Origin of the sequence: Oceanobacillus alkalisoli (genome assembly GCF_021556485.1) — a bacterium.
GTDB lineage: Bacteria > Bacillota > Bacilli > Bacillales > Amphibacillaceae > Oceanobacillus > Oceanobacillus alkalisoli.
The window spans coordinates 35,151-60,260 of sequence record NZ_JAKGBW010000001.1; the positions used below are offsets into that span (position 1 = coordinate 35,151).

The window sequence follows — 25,110 nt, forward strand, 5'->3', positions numbered from 1 at the left end:
ATTAAAATAACCAGTTATTTTTAACTGGTTTTTGTTTTTCTTCATTTTTTAATTCATTAACTATTTCCTGTTTCATTTCTGCAACCACATTTCTTATATCTTCGAGATTAACTTTTTCTGGTTGTTTTAAAGCATCTGTGCGCATTTTATCAATTACATTTTTAGGTAGCGCTCCTGGTAAACTAGCAACAGCTTTCGGAGCATCCTCAAACATAATTTCATCAACAAATCCTTTTTCTTTTGCTTCTTCTGCATCCATCCATGTTTCTTCATCCATCAAATTCAGTAATTCTTCTTCGTTTAATCCTGTCTTTTGTTGATAGGATGTAGAGATGGACTTATTGACCGATTTTAAAAAGTTAGATGTCTTATCCATTTCATTATGATCACCAATCGCTATGGTGGAAGCATTGTGTATCATCAACTGTGCAGTTGGAGACATTTTAACTTTCCCAGCCATAGCGATAACAGATGCAGCACTTGCCGCAACTCCAACAATTCGTGACTCAACGTTGCCAGCATAATCTTTTAATTCTGTATAGATTTCTGATGCAGAGTATACATCTCCACCAGGAGAGTTAATCGTGAGTTGAATATCTTCTCCATTAGCATTATCCAACACAGACGTTACGTCTTTCGGGCAAGTCGCTTCAATATCGAAAATTTCATATATCCATTTTTCGTCAGATGCGACAATAGGACCTTTGATATTTATGTTTTTCACTCGTTATCACCTCCTTCAATCGCTTCTTTACCACTTTGATAGTTCTTGGTAATAAAGTATTCCTTGTGTATCTGTTCATCAGTGGTTTCATGACCTAACTCAGAACGAACTTCATTTCCATTGAACACTCCACTTGAAACCAACTTATCCACTGCAGTAGCGAGATCAAATATATCCCTGTATGACGGCTTTCTAATCTCAATGCAATTGCCATTAAGAAGTTCTTTTTTTGTAAAAAACTTAACATCTGATTCCTCTTTTATTTTTTTAAGCAATGGAGAGACAGAAAAAAACATATAATTTTTAGTTTGCTTTTCTACATCAGCCATATCACCTCTAATTAATGATGGCGGTATTCCAATGGCAATTGCCACTTGATCCAAATAACCACCAGTAACTTTATTTATCTCATCCACAGATTGACCAGCTATGCCATTACCGGATTGCTCTTTGTATTCAAATCCCGGCTGTTGTGGAATTATTGCAACATCCTTTTTCTCGATAGCCTCGTACATGTTATCGATAAACTCCTGTAATTTAGCTTGCTTCTCGCCACTTTTGGCAGCTAACATATCCATATCAACTGTGGCTCTTAATTGATTCTTCCTTTTTTGTCCTTTTAGAATATACCCAAACAGATCACCGTAATCATAAAAAAGACTATCTAGCAAACTAGACAGTTTCTCGTTTCCATATTTTAAATGAATGACTTCTGATTGTTTGAAAGAATCCTTGAACTCATAATCCCTAACTATTACATCAGTAAATCTATCTTCATAAACTGCATATTTCTTGTGATAAAAATCATCTGCAATTAATAGATCTCCATCATTAGCTTGGATAACTAAAACTTCATTGTCATAAATTAGCTTACTGATAAACTTTTGCCAAAATGTACTAGCAGTCATGTTTTTATTCGGTCTGGTGTTTAGTCTGTAATAAAGTTCACTTTTTACATACTCATTCCCATTCTTAACTCTAAATTCAGTCTGGCTAACGGTTCGTGCTAAAAAAGAAATGCAAGTTTCAATTGCTAATCGTTTCATGTGTATTCGCTCTGACTTTTCAGCGAATAAGTCCATAAAATCAAGATCAAATGAATAACCTAGCTCTTTATTTCGTTTAAAAACTTTATCTAAAAATCCCAATATATCACCGCCTTTCTGTTAAAATTTAATATCAGCCAAGAGAAACTCCCCTTCGTCCACTAGTATGTCATCCGCCTTAAACATGGCATGTATAAACGCTTGAAACGGGTCTGTCTTACGAGTTAATTCATCTTTCTTTAAATACTCCTTATTACCGTCTTTCTTAGTTACTACGAGCACGTTATTAGTTGCCCACCGCATTAATGGATTGTCTCCGAATATTAACTCATGCTGCGCGAATAAAGTTTCAATTCGTGGCGCAAGCAATGAATGTATTGCTTTTGGATTACGTATATAAACAAGCTCAAACCCTTCATCTTCAAGTGCTGTTTTGACTAAATCCAATCTAAACGTATCGGCCACAATTGTATTTACGCCATATTCCAGTCGCATGGCTACGAACCAATTAACAATATGTTTAATATCAATTACCGGACCATCTACTATTGTTAATAATCCTTGTTCTTCCCATTCTTCAATTGGCGCTTGCAGCTTAACTTGTTTCAAAAACTCTCTCCTTACAAACGAATGAGTTTTCCAGACGTAATTGCCATCTATCTTAAAGAGTAATCCAACTGAAGCAAAGTCTTTAATTCGTGCATAGTCAAGACCGCCAACACATACTCTGTTTTCTAAATTAGGAATAACTCTAGGTATTTGATTTGGTTCTTCATAATCAGTTTCAAAACCGGTTGCCCAAATCTCATCCCAGGGAGCAACTGACTTTTCAATATCCTCCTCTGGTAAGTTCATTCTTTTGGTCATAAATTCTTCACGACCAGATGGATCTTCTTCTAAATCAAAGTATTCTTCTTTTATTGTCTCAAGTAGATTTTCCGCGTAGTCAGTTAAGGGGATGGTTAGCATTGGATTTGCTTTTTCCCACATATCCATGTCATCTACTTCATCAGGATCATCAAGCTTACAAATGAATGGGAACATGTTGGCATTCGGAACTTGCCCTTTTAAGATACGCGCAGCTTGTTTTTTCATACTGTCAATAAATCCTTCACGTACATAACCATCAGTTCCAATGTACATTTCACGGGGGAAAGGAACCTTTCCTAAGCCCCCACGCATAACACGCACTGTCTTTGCTGTTTCGTACATGTGGATTTCATCAAATACAACCATTCCCTCACGGCCGCCATCTTTAGATTGAGGATTAGATGTACGGAATCGTAGAAAGCTTTTAGTTTTTCTGTTTGTTATTCTTTGTTTCCCGTGTTGGAATGATTTTTTTAATGTATCATTTTCATCTATGACATTATAAACTTCTTCAAATGATGTTTTCGCCTGATCCTCGCTATTAGCCACGAGAGAGATGTTGTAATTCTTAACACCATGCAATTCACTTTTTAAATAACTTGATATCGCAGATATATAACCGTTCTTTCCACCACCACGACCCATCATGATTAAAAAACGACGATAAAAAAGGCGATCCGTTTCTTTATATTTTAGAAACAGGAACGCCGTTATAAACTTTTGGAATGATTGAAAAGGGAAAAACCACTTTTCGCAATACTTAATGCACTGTTCGATTTGTTTTTCATCAAAATATATATCATCACGATTGAGTACATGTTCTTCCAAGTATTCAATTAACCGGATACGCTCTTTATTAAGTTTTATCTTACCTTTTCGGTATTCATTGATATACGCTTCAACGTACTTTTGTTTAATCATATCAGATCGTCTGCGCTATGATTGTCATTACCTTCTAAGAAGTTAAATGACTTTTCAATACTTAATAAAGATGCGTTAACTTTGTTCATTTCATTTAACAGGGGATGGGATTTTACAAACGTCTGACTTCCGTTCTCAGTCTTAACGGATACCCCTTCTCTTTTGACTGTCCGTTCCATACGTCGATACATTTCGATATGCTTCAAGTACCTACCAACTTTTTCAACTTCAACTGGATCAGTATAGTCTATGCGAGACATGAGCGAATCCTTTATTTTATCTATACCAACGTCAACTCTAAGTGGTTCTGTCACATTACCCCACCCCCCTATCGTGTAGTTTTGTTCTGAATTTGGTTTTTCGGATACCCTCCTCGGTCCCTATATGGCGCATTTTTGCCGAAATATTTTGAGGGGGGTATCACCATTTCTCGTCATTCCATTTCTTTTTCTTCGGTTTGAATCCTTTTCCATGAACTATATTGTGATGCGTAATGCATAATGTTTCTAAGTTATCAATTTCTAAAGCTAATTCAGGATGAGTTTCAATCTCTTTCTTATGATGAACATTAAGAACTATTTCTTTCTTCTTTCCTTCTTCTTTCTTTGAATCGATTGTCACTCGACCTTCTCGCTTGCATTGTTGACACTCGAAGTTGTCACGCTTCATTGCCTGCCACCGTAACCACAGCCACTCCTTCGAGCCATAGAATTTCTTTTTACTACCGGGTGTACTATAGGTCATATCAATCTCAACAGGTCTTTAAAGTCATATCGTTTATCTTTAATCGCCCTGTTGTATTCCTTTAGCTTCTGCTTATCTATATCAGATTGATACTCACCGATGAGTTCCTTTTCCTCTACAGGAAGATCATTGTAGGTCTGTCTATAGTACTCATCCTCCACTAGCAGCATCTCACGGTATAGTTGTAGTTGTAGGTAGTGTTCTATCTCTTTTACTTTCTTAATCTTATTCTTAATACGTGTGGTGTCTTTGTTGTCGAACATCATATTGAATCTGTTGTCACACTCTGGACAATCAACGTAAGCAACATCAATATCATATTTCTTTTCAGTTTGAATGAGTTCGGTTGATAGTTCTGTTGCACATACGTTGCAATGGAATTCACTCATGTTATCACCCCTACCTGTTTAGTTTTCTTTTTGTATGCCAATTATTAATTACGATACCCAGTATAAATAGAATCACGATTGGTATTGTTACATATTTGATTAAAACCCAACCGATATTAGTCAGTTGGTTACCTGTGTCGATTAATAACACTTCCAATGACATCCCCTCCCCATAATAAAAAGACACCTACAATCAAGTAAGTGTCATTCGTTTACGTATTCACTAAATGTGATTTCATTTCTATTTCCTTCATAATCGTTATAAATTATTGTTCCAGAGACATGTTCCTCCACAGTGAACTCTTCGTATTCATAACCATTTATATTGGTGGTTACAGTTTCGCTTGGCTTAATCTCATCGTCATCCATCCATATATGGAGTGAATCGACTTCTTCGCCATCTATCTTTAATTCTTTTATATATAATTCAAATGTTCTATCTCGTTTATTCTCTATTTCTATATTCAATGAAACGTAATCGGCTGATTCATCTCTTCCATGCGCAACCCGCAATAAATCTATCTTTAGATCATCGTTATCTATGAGATTCAGCTCAATATCTTTTTCAGCCAATGTTTCGATTTCCGTTTCTTCGACCTCTTCACTATCATTTGTGTTAACATCTTCTGGTTCCTCCGATTCAACTTCTTCGGAATAATCATCTGAACAACCGACTATAAATAAAAATGCAATTAAAACAAATAGTAATTTTCTCATGCCATCCCCTCCTAGCACTATATTACTATAAACATATTATTTGAGCCACCCAGTTATGAGTGGCTCGGGAAGGGATTGTATTTCATCAAATTCTTTCGATACTACATCCTGATTTACTCACTATCTCCATGTTGAATTATTTCTAAAAATCTATCCTTAGAACTTGGAAATTCTAACCCTTCATTAACAAAATCATCCAACAGCTCAATTATTGTATTAGTCATTTTGAATAGATTCGCTTCTTCTTTAGTCAATCTCAGACTTTCATCTTCATGATGCCACAATTCAATATACTTATCCTGGTAATCTTTAAGTATCTTTCGATTCACTTCAGCTCCATTATTTACAGCTTCTTCTACTATACTCATGGCCTCATAGGACTCTTCAACTATCTCTTCACCTATGTTTTCATGTACTTTAATATTCATTTCGTTGTTTCCTACATCGGATTTTTCTTCTTTGTCATTACTTCCACAAGCCACCAAAAACGATGCAGCTATTAAAACAAATAATATCCTCTTCATCGTATCCCCTCCTGATGTCATATTACTATAATAATATTATTTGAGCCACCCAATGATTATGAGTGGCTCGTGAAAGGGGAAGCGTGTTTATGCAATTCTTTCGACACTACAATCATAACTGTTTAATTTCCCTATAACCTGCAATTATCCTGCCATTTGTCTGTCACTTATTTAATACTAAAAAAACTGATGAAAACATCATAAATTATGGGTCCTAAAATTGCACCAGCTAAAAAGAAAATAAATGAGATTGCAATACTAATCCATAAGTTCTTTTTGCTATCTTTTTTTACTGTACTATCTAATTCTTTCAATAAAGGTTTAGCTTGCTCTAAGGATATCTCATTTAATTCATTGATATGTTCATATTCAGATTTTACTCTCTTCAATTCTTTTTGATTGGTATCTATTAATTCATTTAGTTCATTAATCACTCTAGATGTAGTGATTAATGCTTGTTGTGCTTCTTCTATCTTATCTTCAATAGATTTGTTTGTCTGTTCAATACTTTCGTTTAATCTTTCTAACCCGCTATTTCTTCCAGTTATTAATGAAAACAATTGTGATAGCAATTCATTTTGTGCAGTTCCAATTATGTTAATAGGTTTATATATAAAGTCCGCTAGTTGCTGAACAAATTTAGAGGTATACTTTACAAACTCTTGAATTAATTTCGTTATAAAATTGAACATCTTCTACTCCCTTTACCAGTTACCCATATCTTATATACTGTGTAACTCCCCAATACAGGCAAAACCCTTATTACACCTGATTCTACCACACTTCCGGGAAATTGAGTTCACCGTTGATTATTTGAAGAGAACTCATAGAGCCAGAACAAAGAAACAAGCCTCCATTAAGCAATGTGCAGACTGAAGAGTTCCTTAGATTCCTATGCCAAAATAAAAATAGCACCTCTATATTTAAATAGAAGTGCTATATTCTGAAGTCTTTTATGGCTTTATCCATTATGTCTTGGTTGATTCCAATATATCTTAGTGTGATATCTTCACTGGAATGATTGAATATCTCTTGTAACAGCGCTGGATCCTTATATTGTTTATAAAAATGATATCCAAATGTCTTTCTTAGTGTATGCGTACCGACACTGTCCAAGCTGACATACTCTGCAGCATCTCTTAGTATCTTGTAGGCCATGCTACGACCGATTGGCTTATTGATGCCTTGTCGGCTCTGGAATAAGTATTCATGATCTTCCATCCCTGCAACATACTTCTTTAATTCACGCTGTAGGGAAGGAGTCATTGCAATTCTTTTAATTTTATCCGTCTTTTGCTCGAGGATATTAAAATATGGCCTCTTCACGTCTTGAACTCTAAGCTTTAAAATATCGGAAATACGCAATCCGGAATTTATTCCGGTGACGAACATCATATAATTTCTTTCACTTTTTTCCCTCAAATATCTTTTCATTGCCCTAATATATTCAGGGTCCCGGATGGGCTGGACAAAGTTCATACTGCCTCACCATCCTTGTTTTTATAAACTTCTATACGTAAGATGAAGGCGAGCTTATAGAAAGCCCTGGCTTTGATTCTGTAGTACTTCCTTTCACTGAATCCAAGGTCATTATATACTTCATAATCATATACATCATCACCAGCCATATAACGATTAATAATCACAGATCGTTCCTGATAGGCTAGCCGATTGACAGCTCTTTGAATTCTTTTCAGGAAATCACGTCTTTTCCTTTCCGTATCAACTCTTTTAATTGCAGTTTTTTCGGTGCTAGAATGGAATTGATTACTTGGTGCTGTGGAAACTAATTTAAAGGATGAAGTAATCTTTGGTTCAAATTCTTCTGGATCCATCAGTAAATATATCTGATATTTTTCTAATATTGATTCCACTGCAGCTCTCGTTCCATTTCTGTCGATTTCAGGTAGTTTAAATGACAATTGCATACAAATCCCTCCTAATAATATAAAAAGGACACCAAACAACGCTATGAGCGTTACTTAGTGTCCTCCAGATGGCTGGTAGAACTACATAAAATTTCTATTTATTTTATTCTCTAATTTTGTTAGTTTCTTTTTCAATCTTTTTCGTTCGTTATTCAATGCGATTAGCACTTTTTGTTTTGTTTCTGGTTTAACCTTGTCTACTGAGTCGAGCGCAAAGTCTAATCTCTCTATGATATTTGTTATGTCCAATGAAAGTTCCAGTAGTTCTAACGGTGAACTTTTTATTATTTCCATTTCATAAAAATTCTTCACTGACTTTATTTGCACCTTCGCAAAATCTTTAAATGCGAAAGTATTGTCAGTTGCATTATACACTACCCAAGAAGGTCTAACGAATTCAATCATTATTTTCCTGATGAAGGCTTCATGCGTTTCTATTTTTGCTTGTTTTGTAGTCGATTTGTTGGTCATAATAGTTGTAATTGCAGGAATAAATCCCCCTATCACCGTCCCGATTAAGGCAAATATTGGGGCTATCCATAACTCCATTAAAACTCCTCCCCCTCTTCCCTCCGCATCCGTTTAACTTTCCCTTGATGTGTGACAATTTTATATTCGCCAAATGGTGGGAGTTCCCTTAGTTTTGCTTTCCCATCACAAATAACTATCACACAACTGGAAGGTATATCCATTATATCAATTTCCAACTTATTAGTAACCGGATTAACTTCAACATCTTGTAATCTCATGCAGGACCCTCCCATATATGGTATACTATTTTTGAAGTGGCTGGGAGGAATCCTGGCTTTTTTTATTTCTCATCTATTGTCGATTTGGTATAGTCAATGAGATTTCCATCCTCATATCCCTGATGGTAGGCGTGATTTTCTTCTACAGACGGTACCCTGAAAGGTACTGCCTTCCCGGTTATTTCTTCGGCAAACTTTTCTTCGACCTCTTTAGGAATCAGCACCATCAACGTATTACCTTCCGACCTTAATTCTTCTATTTGATCATCAAATTTACTTTCAAGACCTTCGAGGAAACCTCTCATATAAGAATTTTTTACCGCAATTGTTATTCGACGTTTCCTATTTATGGAATGATCCATGTAATAATCCTCAACATACTTATTTGAATAGTGCAGAATAGCTTCATATGCCAATAAGTACATTTCTTTTGCTAAATTCACATCTGACTCATATCCCATAAAACATATGGCGCTCTTTCTATTAGAAGTCTGTTGCCTCTTCCAATTTATAAAGTTTTTAACCCGGAAATTTCCCGCCATTATATTCGCAAGCTTTCTTTCCCACCAATATAATTTTTTATGGATTGTTACCTGTCCACTCTCTACCTGTCTTTGATTATCAGCATCAATATCAATTTCGGAAATGGATAAATCATTTTCTAACATAATTCTTTGGGCCATTACGAATGCCGATTGTGCTTCTTCTTCATTTGGATTATTTTCTGATAAAGCTAAGAGCCTTTTAACTCTTCTTATTACTTTTTCATTTCTTTCATCAACAATAGCCAAATATCACTCACTCCCCTTCAACCTATTATTTTATCTTCACCGTAATGAATATCATAATCCGTATCATATTCGCCGGATAAATTATATTCGGTGAAACAATTACCACAATAAGATGTTCCTTCATCCTCCTGAATCATGTATGGATCTATGCAGCAATTCATTTTTTATCCTCCTCCTTTCTTACATTAAGCAACTGACAAACATACTGATAACAGTCCCACATTTTCCTAAAACATTCATGCAGGTAATCACTCGAAAGCTCGTACAATTTGAATTGATTCAGAAAAACAGTTAAATCTTTAATTTGGATAGATTCTCCCTGTTTTAACTTAGATATTTTTTCATAAATTGGATCCGTGTCATTTCCTAGAATCTCGTACACGTTTATTTGCTCGGTACCCAAGTTTTCCCTCCTATCCGACTTTTTGTCGATATTCAAGGAGTAAATAATTCATTTTTCTTCGGTTGTTCGGTCTGAAATATAAATCTAATTCTCTTGCATCGGACTCAAAGGACAGCACTTGTTTTTCAAACACGAGAAATTCAATTAATAAACAGAGCGAGTGGAATTTTTCTGCAATCGCCCCGGTGTAAAGTTCCCTCAGATTCATTCCTTCACCCACCCTCTTTACATCAATGTTTCAAGTCAGCGAATAAGTTGTATTCTTTGAGAAATGCAAGCTCTACAGTTCCTACTTTTCCGTTACGCTGCTTAGCAATAATGACTTCGATAATATTTTGTTTTTCAGAACTGGAATCATAGTAATCATCCCGATATAAAAATTCGATAACATCTGCATCCTGTTCCACGCTCCCACTATCGCGGATATCGGACAGCATAGGTCTTTTATCTTGTCTGCTTTCTACGCCACGGGATAGCTGGGAAAGAAGATAAACTGGTACATCCATATCTCTAGCAAGTTCTTTCAAGCTTCGAGTGATTTCCCCAACTTCAATATTTTTATTTTCATAACGGCGATCACTGCGAATCAGTTGTAAATAATCAATCATTACTAAAATATCTTTGTCTGGATAATCTTTTTTCAGTTTACTCACTTTAGACCGGATTTCATTAATGGTCTGTCCAGATTTGTCATAGATATGCATGTTCATGTTGCTGAGAATCCCCATCGCATTTGTGAATCGACTCCAATCGTCAGCATTAAAATATTGCTTCGGATTTCGCATCTTATGCCCATCAATACGACCAATCGTGGACAGCATTCGTTTGTTTAATTGGTCCTTGAACATTTCCAGCGAGAATATGGCAGAGACTCCGCCGTTTTCCCCGTGTACTTTAGCGTGGTTAAGCATTTTAGCTGTCTTCCCTACGGATGGACGTGCTGCAGAAATGATTAAATCCCCTTTTTGGAAACCGTCTAGCATTCTGTTCAAATCTTGGAATCCCGTGTCAATCCCACTTAGCCCAGGCTCTTGCTCTTCGATGCTCTGATATAACTGGCTCATTGCCTCAATGTGATCATAGTCATCATCATTATTTTCGAGCTCAATTTCATCGTACTTTTCAACGACAGCCGCCAGATCATCCAAGCTGTGAATTTCCATCCCTTGAATTTTCCTGGCTTCACGTATTTTCCAAGATTCTAATATAAATTTCTCATAGGCCTTATAGCTTTCTAGTCTGGCCACACTGTTAATCAAGTCAGATAAATGCTTTCTGCCACCGATGCGGGATAAGTTAGTGTTTCCTAATCGGACAACGACAGAAACTAGGTCAATTGGTTCGTTTGCTTGCTCAATTTCTCGTAAAGTTTTAAATATAATTTGATTGTTAGCATTGTGGAAATGTTTTTCTTGTAAAGTGATTTCTTTGATGAGTTCTCCTTGCTTTAAAACACAGCCAAGCAAGCCGTACTCAGCTTCGAGGGTTGCGTCCAACTGCATCACGCTCCCATTCCGAAATGGTTTTTAAAATATTTGTATTATGTGCTTCATGCGGTTTTATAATTAGATCAGACAGCGCTGGAGGAAACTTGTTTTCCAGAACATAGCGCTCAGCATTATTCATGACTACTGCTGGATTTTGGTTTTTTAGTAACCTTGCCCAGGTATCAATCTTGCTCTGATCAAAGTCAAAGTTTGGATAAGCGTCACTTATTAATTTAAGTACTTCGTAAACTTTTTCTCTGTTCATGACAAATCAAAGTCCTCCTTGCTCTTGCTTTTTGCAGCTGAAACTCCTTGAGGAGTTCGTTTTGCGAAGTTATTCAATGGCTCTGCCTCATCGATAAACTTTCTGACATCCTTATCACGCATTAAATCAGCTAACGTGTATTTATGTGTAAACCAATAGTCATCACTGGAATAAACAATTGCATAGTTGTCAATGGCTTGAATAAGCTGTTCAACGGAGTAATCTCTTAATCTAGCTTTTATAGCTGAACGTATGGCATTCGTTATTTTTATGTGTTTAATAATATTTTTAGATAAATAGTGATTGAACAAATCACGGACTGTATATTCTTCTTCTTCTTTTTCTTTTTCTTCTTCTTGTGGGCTTATCGTGGACGTATCGTCATACGTATCGTATAACCCCTTGAGCTTAATGTTCTCAACACGTTCTGCAACATATGGAATTAAATTTTTATCTTTTACCTCACTCAATTCCGAACGCACACAATCTTCCATTGGTTTCCCACCACGTTTTAGGTTATATTTGCCCCAATTCTTAATAGCAATTTCTCTGGTTTCCTGATTGTAAATAACAATTTCGTGATGATGTATGAAACGATCTAGTAGTGAGTTAACACTTTCGATGGAGTAACCGATGTCGAAAGCCATTTGCTTTTTAGTAATCTGATAGATACCAACCTGTGTCGTGTTTGGGTTGGTTAGAAGATATAAAAAGAACAGTTTATCTTCTGGTGTCATCTCCTCAACAACCCTTGGATCATTCCAGAAGTCAGTCTCAACCATTCTAAATTTAGCCAATTTGTGTACCTCCTAGTGGTGTGTTTAAAAGGACCCGGTTAAAGGTCCTTTTGATATATGAATTTAAGCAATAATGGTGATTCTTCCATTCTCAATTTCTTCTATTAGGTGTTCGGACAAATAGTCACGGACATTAATAATTGCTTGATTTCTCCAAGCTCCACCGTCTGCCTCGAAGATTGCAGCACGTGGACCACCTTTCATTCGAAAAATAAATTCACTGGATGGTTGTTCGATTTCTAAAAATGTCCGGTAAGGTATCAATGTGACCGGATTCGGAACCAATACATCGTCTTCGCTTGATAACCCACTTCTAATTGTTACAGCTTGGGAGATGCCGTCATCCCCCGTGTTCTGAACAGTTTCTTCCTTCACGTTTCCAATCACTTTAAGAATGAGCCCACGGTCATTCGGCCTATCTCCGGAATCCTCATTCGATACGAAATTAGACTGCAGCCCAACGATTAATTCTTCGACACCCTGAAAATGTTCATAATTAAATTGTGGAACAATCGCTCTAGCTGTTACAAGAGTTTCTCGTCCACCTTCACTGTCTAATAATCCCTTTAAAAGGACTGTTTTCTCATCATAAACTTGTAAAAATAAGTTGTGATCAATTCTTTCAATATTTGCATGTACATAATCTAATAAACCAGTTAATGTATTAATGTTTAGCGTCTCTTCTGCCCGGTCAATTCTAGGTTTAATTTCTCTATGCTGACCACTTTCATCTACTGCAAAATGACGTTCTATCCCATCTCCATCAACCATGTCAACAAATCTTTCTGATGGCTTAATACCACCATTTATAAGAAATCGAAGTGCGTCTTTAATCATTTTTAATTACCCTCCCGTAGGTTAATAACTTTCTTTTCTTTTATTTTTTCCTCTTCATCCACTGGATCACCGACATCTGTTTTCTGTTGCAAATCATCATCAAAATATGTCTGTCCTGGAACGGAAGACTTAAGTTCTCTTGCCTCAACCCTTCCAGATTTGATATCTTTTCCAGTAAGAACCGTTGTTGATACTCCTTTAATTTTTGCTAGTTTGGTTACGAAGTCACTGTTTACTGCAATTGTTTGGCGATTTTCATCCGGAAGAAATTCTAGTTTGATAGTTATAGTTCGCTTGTGCTTAGCTTCGGTGTTTTTATCATGAATGTTGTCAAAAACCTTCTCTAATTCAATGTCTAGTTTCCCTTGTATGGATCCATTGCCAAGTTGCGATAAAGGTAGATGAATATTTTTTGTTTGAGACAATTTACAGTCCCTCCTCATGGGCTTATTTGATATGATTCAAAGAATATGGGCTCTGCAGGCACTCTAAGATTCAACTCCTTTTCTTTCACATATTGCAAACCCATTTTCTTCATACAAAAATACATAATGGGGGTAACGCAGCATGTAATTCAGAATATAACCCCTTAAGTCCTTGTCATATTTCGCCTGTTCAAATATCCTCTTGGGCAATAATATCTTGTAAGTATCAATCATAATTAACCCCTACAATTCGTCAGTATTAGTTAGAAACCCACGGTTATTTCTTACACATGATCAGCAAAGGTTCGGGATAAAGTACAGCCGTCGCTCTCTTACTATGATTGTCTTTCGTGTAAGGAAATTTATGCTGCAAATTTCGCAACGCATCCCCTCGATAATCACCTTTCGCATAGACTTTTTTGGTGTTTTGACCGACGATTTTATACAACATTTAATCCTCCTTCCAATCCAATATGTAATAAGGGATAATCATCCCTTTAGCGAGCAAGAACTAGGGGGATTGTGTGAAAAAAAGGGGTGTTCTTGCCCACTGAAGGAAGGACTAGCCTTCCCAAAAATATTCTGTTGTGGTAAACTTGAATTAACTAAATTAATTCGTCAAAATTAGTTAGTAACTCACGTCTGCAAACGTGGGTTATTTTTTTAGCTTCACATTGTTAACGATTTTTAACTTTTCTTTTTCTCCGACGCAAAAATTCATTTCCCAATCTTCCCTAGGGCGAATAGTTTCCAGGCTTATTTCTACACCATCGAAAATTCTCGTTTCCTGTTCAGCCTCTTTAATTGTTGGGATATTAAATCTCTGCATTTTTATCTCATATCCCATATCCAACAGCTCACCGATTGTGTAATCTCTATAATTTTTTCGCATATTTATCCCCATATCTTTTTGCATCTCTCCTTGCATTTTCAAATACTCTTTTTATAGAGGCTAACTTAATTTCACTTTCTCCATTTTCCTCATGATATTCCGCAATTCCTTGCACTCCACCACTCAGATGGAGAAGAAAAATATGATGTTCTTCTCTAGTTAGATCCTCGGTATACTTGCTCCAATCCACTAAAACCCCTCCTAATTAGCTACCTTTTTATTTTTTAATTGTGTTCTAACGTAAGCGCGTCTGATTTCTAAGTACCTATCAATCGGCTTCATCTCTAACCATTCGTTTGCTTTTATATTCAACTTAATCCCTCCCCGTCATTAATGCATAATACAGAAGCACCAGTGTTCCTATTCAACTTCGATCTATCAATCATTGTTAAAATCTCAATATCCAGCTGCCTTCACATATTGTTTACTTTCAACTAGATCAAAAGCAGTATCCATGCAGTAGTGATAACATTGCAGTTCTCTTGTCATTTTTTCATGAGTCATTTTCATGCCCCCATTACATTAAGCGTCTGTCCACGCGTTTTTTTATTTTTTTACTGCCATTCATCCATAATTTCGCGAATTACATTTAAGCTTTCTTCATAAAACCAAAATCGTTTCCCTTTTTCTTTTCGACGCTCCAGTAATTTCATTCGTGGATCATGGAGAATCTCTTGTTCCAGGAATGACTTCGACATACAAGTCATTTCAGATAACTTGTTAATATCCACTAGAAACAGTTGCTGGTTTATTTGTTTTTGGAGTTGTTCCTCAATAAAATCCTTAACTTGTTCTTGGTTAATATTCACCGTTACTTCTGCAGCCGGAATCACCATCATCCCTCCATTTCATTATCTATTTTTTCTTACATAAATCTTAAAAGTAATGACCCCAATGTACTTATTGTCGGTAGACTTTCAATCAATTGCTGCATAATTGCAATCCCGTCAAGGCCATATAAGTATGCAACCATTACCTCCTGAGCTTGGGTATTGTTCAACCATGCTTGGAATAAAGATATAGTTGGTTCCTTTGTGCCGTTCTCATATTTAGATACATCAGACTGGTTGATGTGTAACCGATGTGCTAATTCCTCCTGACTTAAATCTGATCGAGTCCGGCACGCTTTTAAAATCGCACCGTATTTCACTAATTCACCCCCTTATTCTGAATTGGAATATTATTCATTGAGGGTAAGACTTATAATTAAATTAGAAACTGTCGGCTGGATATAATTTATTCGTTTTTAACTGCAGCACAGATACCGAGAATATGAAATGCCAGTTGTTCTGCATCTTCTACAGTTAAATTTAATGATGAGTCGATACCTTCTGTTGCTTCGTTATTAATTGACGGATCCATCTTCATGATTTCTTGCATATTCAAGTTGGGCATAATTTAATTCGAAGTAGCCAAGTTCCGACTGAATGACAACATTTTCATCATCATGTAGTTTTAGCAATTTAACCCCTCCCTTTAATTTTAATTTAATTCATAACAGAAACGGAATGTGTCTGTTATGATTAAAAAAAATTTCATCAATTGATAATCCATAATAATCAGCAATTTTTTTAGCCAATGTTAAGGACGGTGTTCTGTCCCCCCTTTCAATAGCACCTAGCATTTGTGGCGTGATATTCAATGCTTTTGCGACATCTTTACGGGATTCTTTACCACGGCATTCAATTAACTTTTCTCTTACCAATAAAAATCACCTCACCTCGCCGGAAACGTTTTGTTTCCTTGTTGATTCTTAGTGTATAGAAACACTCTGTGTCTGTCAATGGTTTTTAGAAACTTTTTGTGTCTTTTATGGATTGGAAACCTTTTGTTTCCTATAATATAACTAGAGGATGATGCTTAATGTTAAAGGATAGATTGATTTTATTACGTAGAGAAAAGGGTTATAGCCAATATGAGGTTGCAGAAAGATTAGGCTTTTCACGTGGTAAACTTGCAAATTATGAGCAAGGAACAAGACAGCCTGATTACGATACCTTAGAGATAATAGCTGATTTTTATGATGTTTCAACTGATTATCTTTTAGGTAGAACAGATAATCCAAGTTTTCCTCAAGAGGAAGAACAAGAAGATTCTTTGGAACAAATCAATAAACTCCTCAAAAAATACAACATAGATCAATCTGGATTTTTCGACATAGAGAAATGGAAATCGATGGGACCTGAGGAAATTAAGCAATTGGAAAGCTATTTTCAATTTATCGTATCTGAGGCAGAGAAGAAAAATAAAGATAAGAACACCTCATCTGATACCGATTAAAAGAATAATAGTACCATACTGTGTTTTAAAGCAAATAATTGCAGGTTATAGCAGTTATGAAGAGCAAAGTCATACTGATTTCAAGTAAAAAAAGTACGTACAAATGCAACAAATAAGCATATAAACAGCATTTGAGATAAACAATAACTTAATAATATTATATTAAAGACAGATATGCAGAAATAATACAAAACGAGTAAAACACACCAGGATAACTTTTATTTTGGTGTGATTTTTATATATAGTAAATAGGTACTTTTTATCAGGAGGATTTCTCTGGAAGGGGTTGGTATTTATTTGACATTAGTCTGTTTTGCTCAGTGACTGCAACTATTCTCTTTTTCGTAAAAATTCTATTGGAGGTTTTATAAATGAAATTTCAAGATATTAAAGCGAATATTACTAACAACAGTAACCTATATCCCGCCCAAATAGATGCTTACAGATCTGCATTATCCCACTACACAGAGTTTTCGGATTTCAAATACAGAGAATCACTCATAGTCATGCCTACAGGAACTGGGAAAACTGGTGTTATGTCATTACTCCCTTTTGGCATCGCTGAAGGTAGAGTACTGATAATAACTCCAGGAAAAATTGTTAGGAAAACAGTATTTTCTCATTTCGATTCTGTTAATAATCCCGACCAAACGTTCTGGGTGAAAAGAAATATTATTTATGATAGATTTTCCTTGCCAAAATCATATTTATATAAAGGTTTCAATCCCCGTATTCAAGGAGAGAAAGGGTTAACCATTAAAAAACTAGAAGCTTCTGATGTAGTCGTTACTAATATACATAAAATTGTAAGTAGTAATGAAGAAGTGAATTTAATAAATTTAGTTGAAAGAGACTTTTTTGACATGATTATTATTGATGAAGCACATCATGTAGCAGCAAATATGTGGCAAGAAACATTAAGTTATTTTGATGCAACAAAAGTAATAAAATTAACTGCTACTCCATTTAGAGGAGATAAATTAGAAATATCAAATCATGATTACGATCCGATTTTTGAATATACTCTAGGTGAAGCGATTGATGATAGCCTAGTTAAAAATATTGTTAAACAAGAAGATATTCCAGGGGAATTGGTATTTTTCGATAAAGATACCAATAAACAATACACACTTGAAGAAGCAAAAGAAGAATTAGGGAATGAGTTTGTAAGTAAATCAATAGCAATGTCTGAAACTTGTTCTAAACAAGTGATAGAAAGAACTAAAGATGTATTATCAGCAAAGAGACAAAGTTACCCTAAACATCAAGTATTAGCAGTTACCTGTAATGATGAGCATGCTAGAGAGGTATGTAAATGGTATAAAGATTTAGGCTTGAGCGCGACATATGTTAGTACTAGGAGTTTAAATGAGAGGGAGATTGAACAAAGATTAACTGATTATGCAAATGGAAAGTACGATGTGATGGTTAGTATTCAAATGTTAGGTGAAGGATACGATAATCCTAACATTTCAATCATATCTTTGTTCAGACCTTTTAAAACGTTAGGTCCTTATGCGCAATCGATTGGAAGAGGGTTAAGAAAGATACACGCTGAGAACATTATGCCTATAGATAATTATTGTAATGTTATATATCACCAAGAACTTGGATTAGAAAGTCTATGGGAATACTATAAAAATCAGGAAGAATACGGGAAATTAATAAAAAAACAAGCTGCCTTTTTATCAGAACAACTGACTTTTGATTTTAGTGAATTGGGTTATGTAGAAAAAGAATCATCAAAAAAATCTAACTCTGAAGAGAAGGAATATGATTTAGCAAATGTATCCGTAAATAATACCTTAAATGTCTCCGGTTACTCTTCCGAAGGATTGGGAAGAAGTGACTCATTCACTTCGACTGGATACCAAGAATACAAACAACATTTAAGTGAAATTACATCTAAACAGGAAAACAAATTAAATGATTATAAAGAAAAACTAGATACGCAAGTGGAAAATGGGGTATTGAATAAAGAGGAAGCAGATATTCTCTTAAGTGCATTTGAGAAAGATGTTCAGCAGAATATTAATGAAAGTTATTCTGAATTTGAAGATTTAATTGTTTCTGAATCCCTAAGAGAAGATTTTACTAGATGGTTGAACACTCGAATTGAAGAGTTTTTCAAGATATCTGAGCTTAAAAAACAAGGTTTTGACCTAAATCGCGACTCTTCACTTGTTGACAATGAACCAATTGATAATATAGGATATATAGCAAGAAATATTAGACAGTCACTGTTTGATCAAACAGGAAAAAACGTATCATTATACTCTAACATTGATTATGCTGTAGCAAAGGAAAGAGTAATTGAAAAATTAAAATACTGGACAGAAGAATATGGTAAAAAGGAGGATGAGTTATAAATGCAATCGTCACATTCAACAAAAATTAAACTTAGACCGACAAATCATTATTTAGACTTGATAGCAAAAATTCAGTCAAAGGGAGGAGAAACATTCGATTTATCAGTAGAAAACTATGAAAGTATAATCTTGGTTAACTTCTCACACAAATACAATTCTAGCGACCTGATATTTAAAGAATGCATTGAATATAACCGGGATTATCAAATTATGAATTGGACTATAATAGTCAGCGATAAAGTTTATACCGTGTACTCAGAATAATAACTCATAAAAGGTGTACATTTATTTGTACACCTTTTATTACACCATTAACAGAACGTATATTCCTGTATTTGGCGAAAGGATGATTTAAGAATGCCCTACATAAAAACAGCTTTAGAAGATTGGATAAATACACGATATCGACGAATGCAGTTAAAAACGCCACAGGATATCGATTTAGAGCGAATTGCTCGCATCTATAGTATTTACCTACATTACAGACCAATGGACGCTAGATACGACATATTTGGACGATATCGGTCTATTGTATTAGATTCCAGATCTACTATTGAAGAACAACGTGAACAATTTTTCCATGAACTCTGCCATATCCTCCGACATGTCGGCCATCAGTCCATGATGCCCAAAGCATTTCGTGAATTGCAGGAATGGGATGCGAATCTTTTTACAATGTATGCTGCCCTCCCCTACTACATGGTTAAGGAATATGAATTCGATGATCCTTTATTAATACAAAACTTGGCGAACGATTTTAAAGTAACGGAAGAATTGTGTGAGAAAAGAATGGACCATATAAAAAGAAATATGATGTTCCGTTCTCAAATTGTCGCTGAAAGCAAAGCGATATATAATTAATACCAATGATTTAAGGAGGTGATAAAATTGTCTATCCCCCAAACACAGCGTCTGTCCACGCACGAAGGGATAGATAAGAATGTCAAAAAAACCAGAGTTACACAAAACAAAGAAGGATCCGGAACTGTTTTATTATTTCACAGCAAAAAAAGAAAAACGTTGGATGTTCCGGCATCGCTATTATGATGCTTTGGGTAATCGTCGGGAAAAGTCAAGGCAAAGCTTCACGAAAGAAAATGAAGCTTACAGAGAGCTTTTAGAAGTAAGGATAGCTATTAGTAATGGAGACACAAAAGAGGTCGAAAATAGCAATATCACGGTATCAGAATGGCTTGATATTTGGTATGAAACCAAGCATGTTGGTTGGGAAATCACCACACGCACTGACCGCAAAAGATTTATTGAAGATATTTTTAAACCGAATATCGGTAAATACAAACTAGCAAAGCTTGACGGCATGACATACGAAAGAGAGTTCATTAATAAACTTTTAAAATCATACTCATCAGGTACAGTTAAGCTATATCATAACATTTTTAGAATAGCCGTAAATACAGCTGTAACTAATAAAGTTATAAAAGAAAATAATATAGCTCATATCACTGTTCCTGATAAAAGTAAAAAACTAGATAATTTCTTGAGCCAATCAGAGTTAAATACTCTTTTAACTGCCACTAAAAAACAATCAAGCTTCACAATGTCAACATTAATTTTGTTTATAGCTAATACAGGTGTGCGGAAAGGTGAAGCACATAGTTTACGTTGGCGGGATATTGATTTTGAAAACAAGACCATAAAAATAGAATGGACCCGAGACGAACACGGAATCCGTTCCCCGAAAACGTTAAATAGCTATCGAACCATTCACGTTGATGATAACACACTTAATCCTTTAAAAGAATACAAGACCTGGTGTAAACAAAAGAAATTAAGCAATGGAGAGCATCTAAAAGAGGACGATATTATCTTTATTTCAAATCGTGGCGGGATACCTGTTTGTCAAAATTCAATCAATCAAGCCTTATCATCTTTGATTGAAAAAAATGGTATTAAAAAAATAACACCGCACGGATTGCGCCATACTCATGCAACAATACTTTTAAATAGAAGAGTATCTGTTGCTACCGTTGCCAAACGATTAGGAAACACCGCTGAAGAAATTCATCGAACCTATGGACATTCAGATGAGGATGCAGATCTGCAGGCGGTAGAAATATTTAGCAAAGTCGTAAATAGTTAAACTGGGGGAGCTTTTGGGGGGACTTTTAAAAAAGGCCCTCCCAAAGCCCAGTGTTACCAATGTTTTGTGAGCCAATTAATGTTATATATCATAACATATCTGTTTATCAAAGGTTATTATTAAATAGGTATGTAGTCAAGTTGGGTCAACGTTTAGAGTACTTTATGAGGTAGCAGAGTGCTTTTGAAGAATAAAGACAAGAGGGTGCCTATAACGGTTTTAAAGATGTATCATGTAAAGAAGAATGTAATACATGATGTGACAAGTTTATTTCGAAAAATTGTTGTGCAGAATTAATTGATAAAAAATAGCCTCTCAACTATTTTACAGCTGAGAGGTTTTTTAATTTTAGTAATAGCGGTTACAACAATGACAGTATTCTCTTCTACGTTTTTCGTCACGTTTGTAACAACAACAGTTTTCACGCTGCTTTTTACATGAATCGCAATGATCCTCATGTTTCTTTCTACATGGGTCAGAATAACACATAACTGATCTCTCCTTTCTTGTTTAGCATATGCACTTTGAAAGAAGAAGAGTGGACAAAGCTAATAGTAGGAAACACAATTTTCAAAGGCATCGACTCAGGTATAATAAATAACATATCTACAACCGTCTATTAACCTCGCCACGGACTTTTTCATACTCAGCTTGACTAATTCCTAGGGATTCCCGCCTCTCCGCGTGGCCATTCCCGTGTTTACCCGCAATAACCTCACGAGCCATCTGACTAATCGATTTTTCAGAAGGTGACAGCACACCAGCCAAACGTTTGTTTACTTCTTCTCTAACTTGGTTATATACAGCTTGGCTAATGCCTAACGATTTTCTTCTCGCATCATGGCCATTGCCGTGCTTCCCGCGAATCACTTCTTGAGCCATTTGCGCTACCGATTTGCTAGGACCGCTAGATTTAGGTGTAGAAGTTCCTCTTAATCTACGGTTAACCTCCATGCGAACTTTCTCATACTCCGATTGACTGATATCCAGTGACTCTCTCCTAGCTGCATGGCCGTTCCCGTGTTTGCCAGCAATAACTTCATCAGCCATTTGAGAAATTGTCTTCTCTTCCGGTTTGCTTGGAGTTCTTGGCTTACGAGGGAGTTTGCCATTAGTTGTCTCGGTGATAGCCTTAACAAGTTCTTTGGCGTACTTCTCCACCCCTTCGATCATTATCTTAGCATCGTGGGAGTTTGTACCGAAACCTAATTCAACCAAACGATAAGTGATGCCAGCATTTTTGGCACGGTTAACGTTTGCTAGTTCACTGCGTCCACTAATGCCGTGATGATTTCGGTGAGCATACCGTACACCGACGATTCGATCGATTGCATCCCGCAAAGCTAGATCCATTTTGTCGGGGCTATAATCACTGTGGATGATAACATGTCCGCCAGATGCGTTGGCTGTAGCTGCATCGAAGTGGATTTCTGTTACTTCAGTTGCATTGTACTTCTTAGCAAGAGCTGCGATATTTCCATAATCGTATACGTTATATTTGTCAAAAAAGACAACCTTATGATTTTTTGGCAGAAATCTTTTCATCGCTGGGAATAAATCTTCTGATACATACCTGTGTTCTCCTTTTGTAATGAATCCAGTTGCACCAAGGTCAAAGTCGCCGTTTCTTTTTCTTCCGTGTCCTGCGATCAGTAAATGAGTCATATAAATTCCTCCCATCCTATTTTATGCAAGAAAAAAGACAACTCTTGTAGAGCTGTCTCACTTTTCGTTAGTTCGCTTATACACTTTAACCCAAATTGCAGCGGCACTTACTAGGACACCCTGGATGATGATTACATGAACAACTAAAAAACACACCATCATAAACTAAGCTTGGTGTGTTTTGTGTTTTTCAACGTAATAACAAGGTGAATTACCTGGTCCATCTTATTCCGCATCCAAATCAGTCGGAGTAAAGGAAAATGGCAGCAGCTTTTCCATCGTAAATGTCTTTATATCTTGATTGAGATTGGTAAGATGAATTTCCATATCTTGCGAGAAGAACTCGCTCATCACTTGTCTGCAAGAGCCGCATGGTGGTACGGGACGATTCGTATCTGCGGCAACAGCCATTTCCTCAAATTCCGTTTCCCCTTCTGAGATCGCTTTAAATATTGCTACCCGCTCTGCACATAAGCTGACAGGATAAGCTGCATTTTCAATATTACAGCCTGTATAGACTTTGCCTGATTTCGTCCGCAATGCAGCTCCTACTGCGAATTTCGAATATGGAACATACGCAGTTTCCCTAATATTGATTGCTTGTTGGACTAATGATTGCTGATTCATGATTCTCCCCCACTTATTTGTTAGTATCCTCTAATTCCTCAAGTAATTGATCAAAGATATAGGTGATAGATTTATACAATTCCATATATCGCTTCGGCCGGGCATCTATAAAGTAGCTATGCATAAGCAAAAGCTCCATATTCTCTCTAGTTGACGCGACTTGCTGCGGGTGAACATTTACTTTCCGTTGCTTCACGATTCCTAGTGTTGCTTCTTCCCATTGTTCAAGTAGTTCATATACTGGATCTGTTTCTTCTTTTACCATATTAAAAAAATCTCTATCCCGGCGGTTTTTAGGTGGAGCAGTATTTTCAAATCTTTCTTTTAAACGATTGAGATGCGCTCTCAATTTTGCAGTTTGTGCTTTAACGGTTACCATGACTGACCACCTTATGTGTAAATATTTAAAGTTTCTTCCTTACTTTATCTATATTGTAATAAATTTTCGATTGTAGTTTCAACCATTTCCATTTCTTGTTGTTGCTCCTGGAACAGCTTTGAAATCTCATGGTTGGTTCTATTCTTTATTATAGCATCTAATTGTTCGAGTTGCTCAGCGATATCCATTAAGAATTGTTCAGCATCTTGCTTCCTTACTCCATCTACATATAATTGTTCCAATGCGATTGACATCCGCATCTCCTCCCTTTTCTATTAGCAATTCGTTCTTTGATGTTTAGTCTCCTGCTCTGTCGACAAAACTAGAAGTAAACGGTCAAAACTAGTTGTTTTTCTCATGCAAAATGGTAAAATGTTCACTTCAGGTTCGTTTCCAGACTCGTATTTTCATGGTATGATTTCTTTATCTATTTACCGAAAAAATGTTCCCTAATTATGTCTCTTTTTCATTTTTGTTATATAATGTATATGTACGATTACTTCCTGAGATTTAATGGAGTAAGGGAGGATGATCGGTTCAGTCAATAGGAGGAGAAATAATGAACTATCCAAATGGACAGAAAAGGCGTCCATTACAACGGGTAAATAGAGAAATGAAGAATCAAAAATACAGTAATCGGGGAATGACGCTGGAGGAAGATATCAATACAACAAACGAATATTATCTTGCACATAATCTAGCTGTTATCCATAAAAAACCAACCCCGGTTCAAGTCGTACGGGTGCATTACCCGCAGCGCAGTGCAGCTGTTATTACAGAAGCTTATTATAAACAAGCATCAACAACGGATTATAATGGATTATATCGCGGTAAATACATTGACTTTGAAGCAAAAGAGACGAAAAATAAAACGCGGTTTCCATTAGCTAACATTCATGAACATCAGATTGCTCATATGGAGCAGGTTGCAAGTCATGGGGGGATCAGTTTTATCATTATCCGCTTTTCAAGCCATGATGAAACATATTTATTTGAAACAGCGAAACTTCTTCCCCTTTGGTTCGACCAATTTAAGAAAGGGAAAAAATCAATTGCATATGAAACAATCCGAGATGAAGGTTATCTCATTCCCTTAAAATTTCAAGCAAGAGTGGACTATTTGTCTGTGATTGACAAGCTTTATTTCACAAAATAATAGTTCAAATGATGGAGGTTTTAC

General features: G+C 35.9%; 37 protein-coding genes. 5 read left to right on the forward strand and 32 right to left on the reverse strand.

All coding sequences use genetic code 11. The features are described 5' to 3' along the window. Position 1 precedes the first annotated feature (1 nt). The 28 genes from LZD48_RS00220 to LZD48_RS00350 form a co-directional block, all read right to left on the reverse strand. Complete coding sequence (locus LZD48_RS00220) at positions 2–724, reverse strand: head maturation protease, ClpP-related (protein WP_235760724.1); 723 nt, start codon at positions 722–724, stop codon at positions 2–4. Then, positions 721–1,875 carry a phage portal protein gene (locus LZD48_RS00225; protein WP_438822736.1) on the reverse strand — a complete coding sequence of 385 codons (1,155 nt, stop codon included), beginning with the start codon at positions 1,873–1,875 and terminating at the stop codon, positions 721–723. The genes LZD48_RS00220 and LZD48_RS00225 overlap by 4 nt, the downstream gene beginning before the upstream one ends. 15 nt (positions 1,876–1,890) lie before the next feature. Next, positions 1,891–3,561: a terminase TerL endonuclease subunit gene (locus LZD48_RS00230; RefSeq protein ID WP_235760726.1), complete on the reverse strand. Its 1,671-nt coding sequence runs from the start codon at positions 3,559–3,561 to the stop codon at positions 1,891–1,893. Further along, positions 3,558–3,821 carry a P27 family phage terminase small subunit gene (locus tag LZD48_RS00235; protein WP_235760727.1) on the reverse strand — a complete coding sequence of 88 codons (264 nt, stop codon included), beginning with the start codon at positions 3,819–3,821 and terminating at the stop codon, positions 3,558–3,560. Before LZD48_RS00235 ends, LZD48_RS00230 begins: the two co-directional genes overlap by 4 nt. Positions 3,822–3,981: 160 nt before the next feature. Further along, on the reverse strand, positions 3,982–4,305 hold the full coding sequence (locus LZD48_RS00240; RefSeq protein WP_235760728.1) for an HNH endonuclease: 324 nt from the start codon (positions 4,303–4,305) through the stop codon (positions 3,982–3,984). Next, the gene (locus LZD48_RS00245; protein ID WP_235760729.1) at positions 4,302–4,694 is read right to left on the reverse strand and encodes a hypothetical protein; all 393 of its coding nucleotides are present in this window, start codon (positions 4,692–4,694) and stop codon (positions 4,302–4,304) included. The genes LZD48_RS00240 and LZD48_RS00245 overlap by 4 nt, the downstream gene beginning before the upstream one ends. 204 nt (positions 4,695–4,898) lie before the next feature. Continuing rightward, positions 4,899–5,411: a hypothetical protein gene (locus LZD48_RS00250; RefSeq protein ID WP_235760730.1), complete on the reverse strand. Its 513-nt coding sequence runs from the start codon at positions 5,409–5,411 to the stop codon at positions 4,899–4,901. A gap of 113 nt (positions 5,412–5,524) precedes the next feature. Continuing rightward, positions 5,525–5,935: a hypothetical protein gene (locus LZD48_RS00255; RefSeq protein WP_235760731.1), complete on the reverse strand. Its 411-nt coding sequence runs from the start codon at positions 5,933–5,935 to the stop codon at positions 5,525–5,527. A gap of 167 nt (positions 5,936–6,102) precedes the next feature. Beyond that, positions 6,103–6,627 (reverse strand): hypothetical protein, encoded by a 525-nt coding sequence (locus LZD48_RS00260; protein WP_235760732.1) that lies wholly within the window; start codon positions 6,625–6,627, stop codon positions 6,103–6,105. Between the two features lie 244 nt (positions 6,628–6,871). Further along, positions 6,872–7,414 (reverse strand): site-specific integrase, encoded by a 543-nt coding sequence (locus LZD48_RS00265; RefSeq protein ID WP_235760733.1) that lies wholly within the window; start codon positions 7,412–7,414, stop codon positions 6,872–6,874. Beyond that, the gene (locus LZD48_RS00270) at positions 7,411–7,863 is read right to left on the reverse strand and encodes an ArpU family phage packaging/lysis transcriptional regulator (RefSeq protein ID WP_235760734.1); all 453 of its coding nucleotides are present in this window, start codon (positions 7,861–7,863) and stop codon (positions 7,411–7,413) included. The genes LZD48_RS00265 and LZD48_RS00270 overlap by 4 nt, the downstream gene beginning before the upstream one ends. A gap of 81 nt (positions 7,864–7,944) precedes the next feature. Next, positions 7,945–8,412, reverse strand: coding sequence for a hypothetical protein (locus tag LZD48_RS00275; RefSeq protein ID WP_235760735.1), 468 nt, complete (start codon positions 8,410–8,412; stop codon positions 7,945–7,947). Continuing rightward, positions 8,412–8,612, reverse strand: a complete 201-nt coding sequence (locus tag LZD48_RS00280; protein ID WP_235760736.1) for an XtrA/YqaO family protein — start codon at positions 8,610–8,612, stop codon at positions 8,412–8,414. Before LZD48_RS00280 ends, LZD48_RS00275 begins: the two co-directional genes overlap by 1 nt. Positions 8,613–8,674: 62 nt before the next feature. Then, positions 8,675–9,403, reverse strand: coding sequence for a DUF2786 domain-containing protein (locus tag LZD48_RS00285; protein ID WP_235760737.1), 729 nt, complete (start codon positions 9,401–9,403; stop codon positions 8,675–8,677). Positions 9,404–9,420: 17 nt separating this feature from the next. After that, positions 9,421–9,564 (reverse strand): hypothetical protein, encoded by a 144-nt coding sequence (locus LZD48_RS00290; protein WP_235760738.1) that lies wholly within the window; start codon positions 9,562–9,564, stop codon positions 9,421–9,423. A gap of 252 nt (positions 9,565–9,816) precedes the next feature. After that, a complete protein-coding gene (locus tag LZD48_RS00295) occupies positions 9,817–10,014 on the reverse strand; it encodes a hypothetical protein (RefSeq protein WP_235760739.1) in 198 nt (65 codons plus the stop codon). Between the two features lie 22 nt (positions 10,015–10,036). Beyond that, positions 10,037–11,308 (reverse strand): replicative DNA helicase, encoded by a 1,272-nt coding sequence (gene dnaB, locus LZD48_RS00300; protein ID WP_235761080.1) that lies wholly within the window; start codon positions 11,306–11,308, stop codon positions 10,037–10,039. Continuing rightward, a complete protein-coding gene (locus tag LZD48_RS00305) occupies positions 11,280–11,558 on the reverse strand; it encodes a replicative helicase loader/inhibitor (protein WP_235760740.1) in 279 nt (92 codons plus the stop codon). The genes dnaB and LZD48_RS00305 overlap by 29 nt, the downstream gene beginning before the upstream one ends. Then, positions 11,555–12,355, reverse strand: coding sequence for a hypothetical protein (locus LZD48_RS00310; RefSeq protein WP_235760741.1), 801 nt, complete (start codon positions 12,353–12,355; stop codon positions 11,555–11,557). Before LZD48_RS00310 ends, LZD48_RS00305 begins: the two co-directional genes overlap by 4 nt. A 63-nt stretch (positions 12,356–12,418) precedes the next feature. Beyond that, positions 12,419–13,192 carry a hypothetical protein gene (locus tag LZD48_RS00315; protein ID WP_235760742.1) on the reverse strand — a complete coding sequence of 258 codons (774 nt, stop codon included), beginning with the start codon at positions 13,190–13,192 and terminating at the stop codon, positions 12,419–12,421. A gap of 2 nt (positions 13,193–13,194) precedes the next feature. Beyond that, on the reverse strand, positions 13,195–13,617 hold the full coding sequence (locus tag LZD48_RS00320; RefSeq protein ID WP_235760743.1) for a replication terminator protein: 423 nt from the start codon (positions 13,615–13,617) through the stop codon (positions 13,195–13,197). Between the two features lie 277 nt (positions 13,618–13,894). Further along, the gene (locus LZD48_RS00325) at positions 13,895–14,068 is read right to left on the reverse strand and encodes a hypothetical protein (protein WP_235760744.1); all 174 of its coding nucleotides are present in this window, start codon (positions 14,066–14,068) and stop codon (positions 13,895–13,897) included. Positions 14,069–14,272: 204 nt separating this feature from the next. After that, a complete protein-coding gene (locus LZD48_RS00330; protein ID WP_235760745.1) occupies positions 14,273–14,533 on the reverse strand; it encodes a hypothetical protein in 261 nt (86 codons plus the stop codon). Next, positions 14,493–14,699 (reverse strand): hypothetical protein, encoded by a 207-nt coding sequence (locus tag LZD48_RS00335; RefSeq protein ID WP_235760746.1) that lies wholly within the window; start codon positions 14,697–14,699, stop codon positions 14,493–14,495. Before LZD48_RS00335 ends, LZD48_RS00330 begins: the two co-directional genes overlap by 41 nt. A gap of 364 nt (positions 14,700–15,063) precedes the next feature. Continuing rightward, complete coding sequence (locus tag LZD48_RS00340; protein ID WP_310739753.1) at positions 15,064–15,348, reverse strand: hypothetical protein; 285 nt, start codon at positions 15,346–15,348, stop codon at positions 15,064–15,066. Between the two features lie 26 nt (positions 15,349–15,374). Further along, positions 15,375–15,659 (reverse strand): helix-turn-helix domain-containing protein, encoded by a 285-nt coding sequence (locus LZD48_RS00345; protein WP_235760747.1) that lies wholly within the window; start codon positions 15,657–15,659, stop codon positions 15,375–15,377. 86 nt (positions 15,660–15,745) lie between these two features. Then, positions 15,746–15,871 carry a hypothetical protein gene (locus tag LZD48_RS18670; protein ID WP_255770166.1) on the reverse strand — a complete coding sequence of 42 codons (126 nt, stop codon included), beginning with the start codon at positions 15,869–15,871 and terminating at the stop codon, positions 15,746–15,748. A gap of 130 nt (positions 15,872–16,001) precedes the next feature. After that, entirely contained in the window at positions 16,002–16,214 is a 213-nt protein-coding gene (locus LZD48_RS00350; protein WP_235760748.1) for a helix-turn-helix transcriptional regulator, read from the reverse strand. Between the two features lie 158 nt (positions 16,215–16,372). On the opposite strand from LZD48_RS00350, the gene LZD48_RS00355 reads away from it, so the two are divergent. The 4 genes from LZD48_RS00355 to LZD48_RS00370 all read left to right on the forward strand — a co-directional run bounded on the left by LZD48_RS00355 (position 16,373) and on the right by LZD48_RS00370 (position 21,259). After that, positions 16,373–16,789 carry a helix-turn-helix domain-containing protein gene (locus tag LZD48_RS00355; RefSeq protein ID WP_235760749.1) on the forward strand — a complete coding sequence of 139 codons (417 nt, stop codon included), beginning with the start codon at positions 16,373–16,375 and terminating at the stop codon, positions 16,787–16,789. A gap of 371 nt (positions 16,790–17,160) precedes the next feature. Then, positions 17,161–19,158 (forward strand): DEAD/DEAH box helicase, encoded by a 1,998-nt coding sequence (locus LZD48_RS00360; protein WP_235760750.1) that lies wholly within the window; start codon positions 17,161–17,163, stop codon positions 19,156–19,158. A 357-nt stretch (positions 19,159–19,515) separates the two neighbouring features. Continuing rightward, positions 19,516–20,019, forward strand: coding sequence for an ImmA/IrrE family metallo-endopeptidase (locus tag LZD48_RS00365; protein WP_235760751.1), 504 nt, complete (start codon positions 19,516–19,518; stop codon positions 20,017–20,019). Positions 20,020–20,098: 79 nt separating this feature from the next. Continuing rightward, positions 20,099–21,259 carry a site-specific integrase gene (locus LZD48_RS00370; RefSeq protein WP_235760752.1) on the forward strand — a complete coding sequence of 387 codons (1,161 nt, stop codon included), beginning with the start codon at positions 20,099–20,101 and terminating at the stop codon, positions 21,257–21,259. A 606-nt stretch (positions 21,260–21,865) separates the two neighbouring features. On the opposite strand, the gene LZD48_RS00375 is transcribed toward LZD48_RS00370, so the two are convergent. The 4 genes from LZD48_RS00375 to LZD48_RS00390 all read right to left on the reverse strand — a co-directional run bounded on the left by LZD48_RS00375 (position 21,866) and on the right by LZD48_RS00390 (position 24,184). Further along, on the reverse strand, positions 21,866–22,924 hold the full coding sequence (locus LZD48_RS00375; RefSeq protein WP_235760753.1) for an N-acetylmuramoyl-L-alanine amidase: 1,059 nt from the start codon (positions 22,922–22,924) through the stop codon (positions 21,866–21,868). Positions 22,925–23,149: 225 nt separating this feature from the next. Then, positions 23,150–23,551, reverse strand: a complete 402-nt coding sequence (locus LZD48_RS00380; protein ID WP_235760754.1) for a cytidine deaminase — start codon at positions 23,549–23,551, stop codon at positions 23,150–23,152. Positions 23,552–23,564: 13 nt separating this feature from the next. After that, on the reverse strand, positions 23,565–23,930 hold the full coding sequence (locus LZD48_RS00385; RefSeq protein ID WP_235760755.1) for a YppE family protein: 366 nt from the start codon (positions 23,928–23,930) through the stop codon (positions 23,565–23,567). 44 nt (positions 23,931–23,974) lie between these two features. After that, on the reverse strand, positions 23,975–24,184 hold the full coding sequence (locus LZD48_RS00390; RefSeq protein WP_235760756.1) for a hypothetical protein: 210 nt from the start codon (positions 24,182–24,184) through the stop codon (positions 23,975–23,977). Positions 24,185–24,489: 305 nt separating this feature from the next. Between LZD48_RS00390 and recU the strand changes: the two genes are divergently transcribed. Next, entirely contained in the window at positions 24,490–25,086 is a 597-nt protein-coding gene (recU, locus tag LZD48_RS00395; protein ID WP_235760757.1) for a Holliday junction resolvase RecU, read from the forward strand. The last annotated feature ends 24 nt before the right edge of the window (positions 25,087–25,110 follow it).

Excerpts from the sequence above, each read along its gene's own strand:
- LZD48_RS00230 (WP_235760726.1), bottom strand. The coding sequence starts at position 3,561 with ATGATTAAACAAAAGTACGTTGAAGCGTATATCAATGAATACCGAAAA.
- LZD48_RS00235 (WP_235760727.1), bottom strand. The coding sequence starts at position 3,821 with ATGTCTCGCATAGACTATACTGATCCAGTTGAAGTTGAAAAAGTTGGT.
- LZD48_RS00240 (WP_235760728.1), bottom strand. The coding sequence starts at position 4,305 with ATGACCTATAGTACACCCGGTAGTAAAAAGAAATTCTATGGCTCGAAG.
- LZD48_RS00245 (WP_235760729.1), bottom strand. The coding sequence starts at position 4,694 with ATGAGTGAATTCCATTGCAACGTATGTGCAACAGAACTATCAACCGAA.
- LZD48_RS00250 (WP_235760730.1), bottom strand. The coding sequence starts at position 5,411 with ATGAGAAAATTACTATTTGTTTTAATTGCATTTTTATTTATAGTCGGT.
- LZD48_RS00255 (WP_235760731.1), bottom strand. The coding sequence starts at position 5,935 with ATGAAGAGGATATTATTTGTTTTAATAGCTGCATCGTTTTTGGTGGCT.
- LZD48_RS00260 (WP_235760732.1), bottom strand. The coding sequence starts at position 6,627 with ATGTTCAATTTTATAACGAAATTAATTCAAGAGTTTGTAAAGTATACC.
- LZD48_RS00265 (WP_235760733.1), bottom strand. The coding sequence starts at position 7,414 with ATGAACTTTGTCCAGCCCATCCGGGACCCTGAATATATTAGGGCAATG.
- LZD48_RS00270 (WP_235760734.1), bottom strand. The coding sequence starts at position 7,863 with ATGCAATTGTCATTTAAACTACCTGAAATCGACAGAAATGGAACGAGA.
- LZD48_RS00275 (WP_235760735.1), bottom strand. The coding sequence starts at position 8,412 with ATGGAGTTATGGATAGCCCCAATATTTGCCTTAATCGGGACGGTGATA.
- LZD48_RS00280 (WP_235760736.1), bottom strand. The coding sequence starts at position 8,612 with ATGAGATTACAAGATGTTGAAGTTAATCCGGTTACTAATAAGTTGGAA.
- LZD48_RS00290 (WP_235760738.1), bottom strand. The coding sequence starts at position 9,564 with ATGAATTGCTGCATAGATCCATACATGATTCAGGAGGATGAAGGAACA.
- LZD48_RS00295 (WP_235760739.1), bottom strand. The coding sequence starts at position 10,014 with ATGAATCTGAGGGAACTTTACACCGGGGCGATTGCAGAAAAATTCCAC.
- dnaB (WP_235761080.1), bottom strand. The coding sequence starts at position 11,308 with ATGCAGTTGGACGCAACCCTCGAAGCTGAGTACGGCTTGCTTGGCTGT.
- LZD48_RS00305 (WP_235760740.1), bottom strand. The coding sequence starts at position 11,558 with ATGAACAGAGAAAAAGTTTACGAAGTACTTAAATTAATAAGTGACGCT.
- LZD48_RS00315 (WP_235760742.1), bottom strand. The coding sequence starts at position 13,192 with ATGATTAAAGACGCACTTCGATTTCTTATAAATGGTGGTATTAAGCCA.
- LZD48_RS00325 (WP_235760744.1), bottom strand. The coding sequence starts at position 14,068 with ATGTTGTATAAAATCGTCGGTCAAAACACCAAAAAAGTCTATGCGAAA.
- LZD48_RS00330 (WP_235760745.1), bottom strand. The coding sequence starts at position 14,533 with ATGCAAAAAGATATGGGGATAAATATGCGAAAAAATTATAGAGATTAC.
- LZD48_RS00340 (WP_310739753.1), bottom strand. The coding sequence starts at position 15,348 with ATGATGGTGATTCCGGCTGCAGAAGTAACGGTGAATATTAACCAAGAA.
- LZD48_RS18670 (WP_255770166.1), bottom strand. The coding sequence starts at position 15,871 with ATGGATCCGTCAATTAATAACGAAGCAACAGAAGGTATCGACTCATCA.
- LZD48_RS00355 (WP_235760749.1), top strand. The coding sequence starts at position 16,373 with ATGTTAAAGGATAGATTGATTTTATTACGTAGAGAAAAGGGTTATAGC.
- LZD48_RS00360 (WP_235760750.1), top strand. The coding sequence starts at position 17,161 with ATGAAATTTCAAGATATTAAAGCGAATATTACTAACAACAGTAACCTA.
- LZD48_RS00365 (WP_235760751.1), top strand. The coding sequence starts at position 19,516 with ATGCCCTACATAAAAACAGCTTTAGAAGATTGGATAAATACACGATAT.
- LZD48_RS00370 (WP_235760752.1), top strand. The coding sequence starts at position 20,099 with ATGTCAAAAAAACCAGAGTTACACAAAACAAAGAAGGATCCGGAACTG.
- LZD48_RS00375 (WP_235760753.1), bottom strand. The coding sequence starts at position 22,924 with ATGACTCATTTACTGATCGCAGGACACGGAAGAAAAAGAAACGGCGAC.
- LZD48_RS00380 (WP_235760754.1), bottom strand. The coding sequence starts at position 23,551 with ATGAATCAGCAATCATTAGTCCAACAAGCAATCAATATTAGGGAAACT.
- LZD48_RS00385 (WP_235760755.1), bottom strand. The coding sequence starts at position 23,930 with ATGGTAACCGTTAAAGCACAAACTGCAAAATTGAGAGCGCATCTCAAT.
- LZD48_RS00390 (WP_235760756.1), bottom strand. The coding sequence starts at position 24,184 with ATGTCAATCGCATTGGAACAATTATATGTAGATGGAGTAAGGAAGCAA.
- recU (WP_235760757.1), top strand. The coding sequence starts at position 24,490 with ATGAACTATCCAAATGGACAGAAAAGGCGTCCATTACAACGGGTAAAT.